Origin of the sequence: Desulfatiglans anilini DSM 4660 (assembly GCF_000422285.1) — a bacterium.
Taxonomy (GTDB): Bacteria; Desulfobacterota; DSM-4660; order Desulfatiglandales; family Desulfatiglandaceae; genus Desulfatiglans; species Desulfatiglans anilini.
The window spans coordinates 86,892-95,173 of the sequence record NZ_AULM01000014.1 but is presented as its reverse complement, the minus strand read 5'-3'; the positions used below and the strand labels follow the sequence as shown (position 1 = coordinate 95,173).

6 protein-coding genes and 1 pseudogene are annotated in these 8,282 nt (G+C 57.8%); 1 reads left to right on the top strand and 6 read right to left on the bottom strand.

Translation table 11 applies throughout. From position 1 onward, the window contains the following. A pseudogene (locus tag H567_RS29320) lies at positions 1–305 on the top strand (hypothetical protein); the annotation flags it as partial. A gap of 37 nt (positions 306–342) precedes the next feature. Here H567_RS29320 and hisF read toward each other — a convergent pair. The 6 genes from hisF to H567_RS24570 form a co-directional block, all read right to left on the bottom strand. Beyond that, complete coding sequence (gene hisF / locus H567_RS0111765) at positions 343–1,101, bottom strand: imidazole glycerol phosphate synthase subunit HisF (RefSeq protein ID WP_028321552.1); 759 nt, start codon at positions 1,099–1,101, stop codon at positions 343–345. Positions 1,102–1,719: 618 nt separating this feature from the next. Then, positions 1,720–3,741 (bottom strand): PocR ligand-binding domain-containing protein, encoded by a 2,022-nt coding sequence (locus tag H567_RS0111760; RefSeq protein WP_028321551.1) that lies wholly within the window; start codon positions 3,739–3,741, stop codon positions 1,720–1,722. Then, positions 3,738–4,592: a mechanosensitive ion channel family protein gene (locus H567_RS0111755; RefSeq protein WP_028321550.1), complete on the bottom strand. Its 855-nt coding sequence runs from the start codon at positions 4,590–4,592 to the stop codon at positions 3,738–3,740. The genes H567_RS0111760 and H567_RS0111755 overlap by 4 nt, the downstream gene beginning before the upstream one ends. A 302-nt stretch (positions 4,593–4,894) precedes the next feature. Next, positions 4,895–5,584, bottom strand: coding sequence for a lipid-binding SYLF domain-containing protein (locus H567_RS0111750; protein WP_028321549.1), 690 nt, complete (start codon positions 5,582–5,584; stop codon positions 4,895–4,897). Between the two features lie 169 nt (positions 5,585–5,753). Beyond that, positions 5,754–6,776, bottom strand: coding sequence for an HAD family hydrolase (locus tag H567_RS0111745; RefSeq protein ID WP_028321548.1), 1,023 nt, complete (start codon positions 6,774–6,776; stop codon positions 5,754–5,756). A 935-nt stretch (positions 6,777–7,711) separates the two neighbouring features. Continuing rightward, on the bottom strand, positions 7,712–8,182 hold the full coding sequence (locus H567_RS24570) for an NUDIX hydrolase (RefSeq protein WP_161626612.1): 471 nt from the start codon (positions 8,180–8,182) through the stop codon (positions 7,712–7,714). Positions 8,183–8,282 lie beyond the last annotated feature (100 nt).

The following is an 8,282-nucleotide window of genomic DNA, read 5'->3' as shown; positions in this document are numbered from 1 at the left end:
AGCGGTTGAGGCATTCGCCCAGCCATACCATCAATACCGCCTTTGTCGAACGATCCAATCTGCACTGGCGGCTTTGGGACGCCCATTTGGTACGCAAAGCGCCTACCTTCGCGCGCTCGCTGCGCTGGCTTCGGGCCAAGTTCGCCATCTGCGTGGCCTGCTACAATTTGATCCGCCCGCACGGAACGCTTAGCCGAGGCAGGGACCGGATATTCCGCCCCAAGACCCCCGCCATGGCGGGAAACGTAACGGACCATCCGTGGTCGTTTTTGGAGTTGTTGATGCATCCAGTTATCTGTCAATGATATGGTGACACTACCCGTATTTCCGGATGGGAATAAATCAGGCTCTCACCGCCACCCCCCGGTCTTGAAGATAGGTCTTGAGTTCCTGTATCCCAATGATATTGAAATGAAAAACAGATGCGGCGAGAAGGATGTCCGCGCCGGCCTCCACTGCGTCGTAGAAGTGCTCGAGCTTTCCGGCTCCGCCCGAAGCGACCACGTCCACTCCTGTGGCTTCCTTTATTTTCCGGATCAGGGGCAGGTCGAAACCCTGTTTCATCCCGTCGGTGCTCTTGCTGGTGGGAAGAATCGTTTTTACACCGTAGCCGGCAACTTGTTTTGCCCATTCGACGGCGTCGGCGCCGGTTGCGGTCCGGCCTCCATCGATATAGACCTCGTATCCGGATGGTAGACGGTCATTGACTGCTGCATCGATGGCCACGGTGATCCGGTCGGTCCCGAACGCCTTGACCATGTCTCGAATGACCTCGGGTTTGCGGAAGGCGGCGCTGCTCGTTGAAATCTTGTCGGCTCCGGCGCGCAGCACAGCCTCAGCGGAGGCCACGTCGCTGATGCCCCCGCCGACGGTGAAAGGGATCGTCGCGGCGCGCGCTACTTTTTCGACTACATCCAGCATGGTCGCTCGTCCTTCGACCGTCGCGGTGATATCCAGAAGGGCCAGTTCATCCGCCCCGGCATGGCAGTAGGCGACGCAGCAGGCAACCGGATCGCCGGCATCGCGAATGTCGACGAATTGAACGCCCTTGACGACGCGTCCGTTCTGCATATCGAGACAGGGCATGATTCTGATGCTCATCGGTGCTTCCTCCCGTTGCGAATGAGATCGATCGTTTCGTGAAAAAAAAACGGTGCTCTTTGCAGTTCGAACTCCTTTCCATCTGGAAAGGACCTTTTTGCCTGATCCCAACGCCGATCTGCACAGGTGTTCGTGGGACGACCTGCAGGTCGCCTCCACTCAAGCCCTTGGCTTCCTCGAGAGGGCGAGACCGTGACCCGCCCCGAAGGGAGGTGACCGGGCACAGGCAAGGTGCGAAGCTTCATCCTTGTTTCCGGGCTGGAAACGTTGTCTTGCCGGATGTCCGATTAGGGGCGGACACCCGCCTGCGGCGGCGCGGCAGGCACGCCGCATCCCTCTCGGATCGGGATTTTCGGCATTATCTGGAAAACCCCGGAGAATGTAAAGTCGAATGTAACGGCCGCATCTGAGCCTCTTGCCTGGTGGCGAAGCATGGTCGTCTGATCATCGAAACCTGCCGCGGTTCCAGGGGTCCGGGTCTGTTCATGAAGCGGCTGGGACGGTTCTGTGCCCGCCGTGTCGTGAGTTCCAGGACAGGATGGGGGGTATGAGGAGGTTGCAGGGTTCGTCCCGTCGGCACGGAACGATGTTGGTCTGCCGCATGGCAGGGGAAGCGGGTTAGGACAAGTTCTTCGCGATCGAGAACGAGACGGTGACGCCCCCTTTTGGGTTGACCTCCATCCAGGCTGTGCCGCCATGCTTTTCGGCAAGCTCCTTGATGATAGCCAACCCAAGACCGGTCCCTTCGATTCCGGTCGAGGTTTTTCTGCGGGTGAAGATTTCGAAAAGATCATTGGAATCACTGCCGGACATGCCGACGCCGTCATCCTCCACGGCAATGATGTGAAATTCCTCATCCTCGCAGTTCGACAAGGTGATCGTGCTCAGCTTCGACCCGCCGTACTTCAAGGCGTTGTCTACGATATTGCTGATGATCCTGAGCAAAGCCGTCCGATCCGCGTGAATGGCGGGAAGATCGGGCGGTTCGACGAACCGGATGTTCCTCAGGTTGAACTGGATCTCGAAATTGTCCCGCACGAAACGCACTACCTCCTTCAACCGGCAGTTTTCCAGATGGAGCGGCACCTCTTTGGCGGAGATGTACATATTGATTTTCTGGACCAGGGAGACGAGGTGTTCGGATGCCTGCAACACCTTATCGCAGTATTCGACGCCTTTCTCGTCGAGCACTTTTCCATATTTGTCCCGGAGCAGTTTGGTCAGGCCGTGGATGGCTATGGCGGGGCTTTTCAGGTCGTGCGAGACGGAGTACGCGAACAGTCTGGTCTTTTCGCTGTGTTCCTTCAGCGCCGCTTCGGCCAGTTTCCGGTCGGTGATGTCCCGACCCACGGCCTGCAGTTCGTAAGGGTTGCCATTTTGATCCAGAATCAGGCGGTTCGTCCAGCTTTGCCATCGGATGTCCCCGCCGGGTGTGATGACACGATGCTCAACCGTTATCAGCGGTTTTTGCGGGCTGAGAGACCTGAATGTCGCGATGACATGATCGCGCTCTTCCTCGGGGATCATAGGCTGGAAGCTGTTCCCTACCAGCTCTTCCTGCTCTATTCCGAAGTACCGGCAATAGGCGCCATTGACGTAGGTCAGGACGCCGTCGAGGGTGAAACGGCAGATCAGCTCGGTTTGGTCTTCGACGATAGCCCTGTAACGTGTTTCGCTCTTTCGCAGCTCCCTTTCGACATGTTTATGTTTGCTGACATCACGATTACTGGCACGGACACCCAGCCAGGCGCCGCCCTGGTCATAGACGGGCTGGCAGTAATGGCTGATCCATCTTTCCTCCCCGTCGCGGGTAATGATCCTGAATTCGATGTTTCCTTCCTTACGCTCCAGGATTTCTTTCTGGAGGTGCTCGGCAAATGCGGATCGGTCTTCCGGATGCACGATGTTGATCAAGAGTTTCCGTTCACGAATGAACTCTTCTGCTCTGTAGCCGGTGATCCGCTCGACGGAGGGCGTTACGTACACATAGCTCCCGTCGGACCCCATCCAGCTTTCCCAGTCCCAGGTAAAATCGGCGAAAATTCGGAACCGCGCTTCGCTCTCGCGCAGCGCTTTTTCGGCCTCGATCTGCCTGTAACGGGCAAGCCCTGTCTCGGCGATGAAGTGGACCAGGGCTACGTAATAGTCCATAATCCAATGCGCTTTTTCGCGGCTTATGACAGGAACGAGATCCAGCGCTTCCAGGTATCGATCCAGATCGAAGCCGAACGTTTTCGCCTGCGTCTCGAAGAATGTCCGTGGCGGCTCTTCTCCTTCGATGAAGAATTGGCCGTAATAAATGGTCGCCAGATGGCTGCCGGCGATGATGATGGGGGCAGCCATGTCGACCAGTCCGTTCTTGCACCGGTACTCCACGTATTTCCCCTGACCGATGCACCGGTTGATATATAAATCGCTCTCCACGCATCGATCGTTGGTCTGTGGGTTCTGCCGGTGAAAATCCGTGCAGATCCTCTGCCACCCTTTGGCGACGAGAATGGTTCCTTCATTGTCAATGACCGCGATGGCAAGGCCCGTGGCTTGGTTGAAAAGCCCCATCAACCGGTCGAGCTGATCGATGTCCACCAGTTCGTGGAGCGTGTATTTCGTTTCCTTCGAAGCCGTCGTTGCTTCTATCATCTGCGCTCTTCCCCCGGGTTTTCCCGATACGGGGCGTTTTGCTCCGTCCAACCACCGCCGTGCCCATCGAGGTGCACGTCCCGCTGCGGATGCGCAAAGGCAATCCCTTCGTCATCGAAGAGGAGCTTGACCCTTTCATAGAGTTCACAACGGGCCTTGAAAAATTTCTGGTTTTCCACCCACCCGCGGGCCGACAGATATACGCCGTTTTCGGTCAGCGAAAGGACATAGACCGTGGGGGCGGGTTTTTCCTGGATTCGGGGATCCGCTGTCAGGACGCGTTTAAGAAGGGTCTTGGCCTTGAGCAGGTCTTCCCGGTAGCCTATGGTTACATAAAGCCGTATCTGCCGCGTGGGGGTATAGTGATAGTTTGAAACGACGTCATTGAAAACCATCCGGTTGGGGATGAAGAGCGTTCTGCCGTCGAAGGTCCGCAGGCGTGTGTAGAGAAAGGTGGTGGCTTCCACTTTTCCGAGCAACCCGCCCATCTCGACCGTGTTGCCTACTTTGTAGGGAAGCGTTGGCAGGTAGGGTCTGAACAGGACGATGAGGCCGATCCCTCCCAGGAGCGTAGCGACCAGGATACGGCGGATAACGATGGCCGGCACGCCGATGAAAGACAGGGCGAGGGCGGCCACCAGCGCGATCATCAGGATGTTGAGGCTCATGATCAGAGGGTTGATCAGCGGCGGCTTGGCGATTTTTTTCTGAAGCGCCTGTCGAATGCGTCTGATGAGCCACTGGGTCGCGATAAGCCCGATGACCAGGATCGCCAGGGCGGCCACAATGTCCCTGCCGTGAACCACCAGCAGATCGCCGAATTTGTAGAGCTCGTTGAAGGTCTCATCCATAGGACTGGCTCGATGTGGGACGGGGGTTAAGGAGGGTGCCCGTCCCGAATGGGGTTGCACGGCATGCCGGTTGCAAGCCGGCCCCATCGTGAGAATACCGATGAGTGGCCTTCCGGTTAGGGTTATTTCGGGCGAACAGGGCCTTCAATCGCAAATAAAAAAAGCTTTTCGGGGCGGAGGCCGCTCCGTCGGGGATGGAGACTCGAACCGTAGCACGGCAGCGGCTCATGATCCATTTCATAAGCGGATAAGCTCCTCGAGGGCGCAGGCATCCTGTGGGAAGGGCCACCGGCGGACACGGGCTAGCGTACAGCGTTGGCGAGCTCCTGGCGCAGTTCGGCCGACCCGGGATTGGAGACGGCATTGCGCACCAGAATATCGATGGGGCGCACCGCTCGTCCGTAATACGCGTGGTTTGAGCTGTCGCTGACCTTGATGATCGATCCCTCGAGGTTCAAGCCGGCATAAAGCCCTTTGGATTTGGCGAAGGAAAGGACGTCTGCCATGATGTTCGATTTGGCGCCGGCGCCGACGGGCCCGGCGGCCACCGAAACGTCTCCGCCCAACTTGAATTCGGTGGCGTAAAACTGGTCGAGAGCCTTCTGGTTTTGGATCAGCATGATGACTTCCGCGGCTTCACCGCCGATCTGAAGGCCGAAGGTGACACTGCCGATCATGTAAAAGGCGGGTTGGCTCCAACTGCCCGTTTTTTCGTCCCGAACGAGGAGAACGCCGCTCCCTCCGGACCCCCCGAGCACAAAGCCCAATTTGACGAGGCTCGGGATGATCAGGACCGCTTTGGCCCCTTTCAGGTGTTGCTGCAGCCATTCCATCTGGGAGTCTGCCATGAATGACCTGACGGTGATGGCGGATTTATCGACCAGGCCGGTTTCTTCGACGGTTTCCGCCGCTGCCGGGGCGCTGAACCCGGCTGTTAGCACAAAGGCCAGGGCCGCGATGATCCAAACCTTCCTTCTTCCTCTCGAATGCATGGCATCTTCTCCTTTCTTGTCTCAAAAGGTTCCAATCACCGGTCCGGCTCCATCCCATCCGATACCAGCGGATGCAACGGCCGACCGCACCACAAAACACTCTTCATTGGACGGGTTTCCGCACGGGAACCCGGTTGTGCCAGCAGGTAATCATTGTCAAGTATGGACATCAACGAGGCTGAGACAGCTCGAAAGGAAATACGTACTTGAAGTCCCGGGCCATCCCGACAATCTGCCAACCGCGGCTCCGGGCGGTCTCGATGGCCTTTTCCGCGCCCTGGGCATAGAGGTATTCGCGGGTCTCGTCGTCATGGTGGAGGAGCAGCGAAAGTCCGGGCCCTTTGCCGTTGTCGGCGTATTCGAGCATGGCGAGGTCGCCGTCGGAATTGCCGAAGGCCAGAATGGGTCTTCGCCCGATGTGCAAGGCGATATTGAGCACCTTTTCCCCGTCGACGTTATAGGAATTGAGCTTGTCCGTCTTGATGATCCGCTGGCCTCCAGCCGTCTTTTCGAGTTCATAGACCAGGCTGCTGCCGACGACCCTCTCGACGGGGATCCCGTACAGGGTCCCCGAAAAGACGCGGATGAAGTCGGCGCCACTCCCCGAAACGACAAAGATCCGGAAATCGTTGGTGCGCAGGTAGTCGAGCAGTTCCATCATCGGTTGATAGACAAGCTCGGTGTAAAATCGCTGGTAACGCGGATGACGCGCCCTCCCCATCCAGTAGTTCACAGCTTCCTGGAAGGATTCGATCGTGGTGCCTGCGAAACTGATCATGAGCGTCTGCTCGAGTTCAGCCGGATCCAGGTTGTGCAAAGTGACCTCGTCGCCATCGATCACGGCTTTGTATGGCTGCTGTTCTGCCAGTTCGGTGTCGATTTCCGCGAGGGCACGGATGCGCTCGAAGCTGAAAGCGAACTGGAAGGGGACGGGTTTTTCGAGGCAGAGGGTGCCGTCGTTGTCGAAGACGGCGATACGTTCCTGTACCGGGACGAAGGCAGGGCTTCCGGGTTGGGTGACGTTCCGGACGAAGGCCAGGATCCGATCCTTGGCTTCACCGGCGTTCCAGGAAGGAAGCGGATCCTTGCAGGACACCATAGCGAGGAGCGCCGTTGCGGAAAAGAGCAGGCTGGTGAGGAGAAGAGCGAGAAGCGTCAGTGCGAACCAACGTCTGGGAACCCCGGTTTTCATAGAACCTCCAAGTCGATGAATCAGGACGGCAAGGACCGGCTCCACCGGATCAAACACCGTCGGCGTGGTCAGTTCGCTGAATTGAAGCGGAGAACGCCACCCCCGCCAACCAGAGAAGGGGAGTATCAGGAGAATGGTCTCCCCAGGTTTCCGGTTCCGCGGCGAAGGATCCGGAATAATGGATTGCCGGAACGGTTTCCTTCGGGATGGGGATCTTGATGTCGCAGGAGGCAAACATCCACGCACCCGGGGGGAGGATGATCGCTGTCAGCAGAAGGTGAAAAACGCGCAAGTCGCCCCTCTCGCTTCGGGTCTCCGGTGGAGGCCGCCTTTACCGGCATTCAGGGTTTTCCAGGGATCAAGAATCCTTGAAGGGAGCCGGTCCGACCATAAAGATCATCTCAAGCAAGGTGCGTGGCCCCAGAGGTGCCGGAAATCGCCGCATCCCGATCCTGCTGAGGCCGCCCATCCCGGCCAGGATACTTGGACGAGTGAAAGGTTGATATCAGCTTATAGGACCATCTTTTATCGGCTTTTTCAGCTATTTGTCAAGCCTATATGCAGCGGGTCGCCATTTTCCGGCCCGGCTGCCAAGCGTCCTTCAACCATCTGCCCATGCGTGTCCTTCCGGAAATAACATGTTGAAAACGAAATGGTTTCCAGGCCGGAAATGACATCCCGGCAGAACCCCGTTTCCAATTCGGAAATGAGGAATTTTCTTCACACCCTTCGGGTGCTCAGTCCCACCCCTGCGGGGCGGGTCCCGGTTTCTTCACACCCTTCGGGTGTTCGGTCCCACCCCTGCGGGGCGGGTTCATGTCCGGCCCATATCAAGGAATCAAGCGCTTGCGCGAAAGCGACCTACAGGTCGCCCCACACAAATAAAAGTGCAGATTGGCGCCCAGATTGGCCAAAAAGACCATTCCCGGACGGATCTAATGAGACAAGAGAAATCTCCCGTCGTATTTCCGGTAGTCTTCGATCGTCGCCAAATGCACCGGTACGATGTCTTTGGGTTGGTCGAAAAGCGTGAAAAAACGAAGTATTGAGCCTTCGATGCCGTCTGCACGAGGAGTGCCGCGCCAGCTTTTCACGATGAAGGCCAAGGCGAAACACTGCACCTCGTCGCCGTTCGGGTAGGTGAATTTCTGGCGAGGGCCGCAGTATAGGCCCATAGGCTCGGCGCTGATCACCTCCAGGGAGGTCTCCTCCGCCACCTCTCGGCGGAGCGCTGTGAGGGGGGATTCATCCAATTCGACAGACCCGCCGGGTAAACCCCACAGGCCGTTGTCATTGCGGCGCTGCAGCAGGATCTCTCCAGCGGCGTTCACGATGACCGCCCGCACGCCGGGCACGAAGATCCTGCGGGGTCCGACCAACTTCCGCATCTCTCCCGCATAGCTCATCTCAGGGCTTCCATTCAAATATCTTTCCAGGGTGTCTTCACCGGGCCCAGCCTTCAGAACTCGATCGGCACGGCAGCGCTCCATCGAGCGCCGAGCGGGA

Bases quoted from the DNA above. Each gene is read 5' to 3' on its own strand.
- H567_RS0111755 (WP_028321550.1), bottom strand. From the start codon at position 4,592: ATGGATGAGACCTTCAACGAGCTCTACAAATTCGGCGATCTGCTGGTG.
- H567_RS0111745 (WP_028321548.1), bottom strand. From the start codon at position 6,776: ATGAAAACCGGGGTTCCCAGACGTTGGTTCGCACTGACGCTTCTCGCT.
- H567_RS0111760 (WP_028321551.1), bottom strand. From the start codon at position 3,741: ATGATAGAAGCAACGACGGCTTCGAAGGAAACGAAATACACGCTCCAC.
- H567_RS24570 (WP_161626612.1), bottom strand. From the start codon at position 8,182: ATGAGCTATGCGGGAGAGATGCGGAAGTTGGTCGGACCCCGCAGGATC.
- H567_RS0111750 (WP_028321549.1), bottom strand. From the start codon at position 5,584: ATGCATTCGAGAGGAAGAAGGAAGGTTTGGATCATCGCGGCCCTGGCC.
- hisF (WP_028321552.1), bottom strand. From the start codon at position 1,101: ATGAGCATCAGAATCATGCCCTGTCTCGATATGCAGAACGGACGCGTC.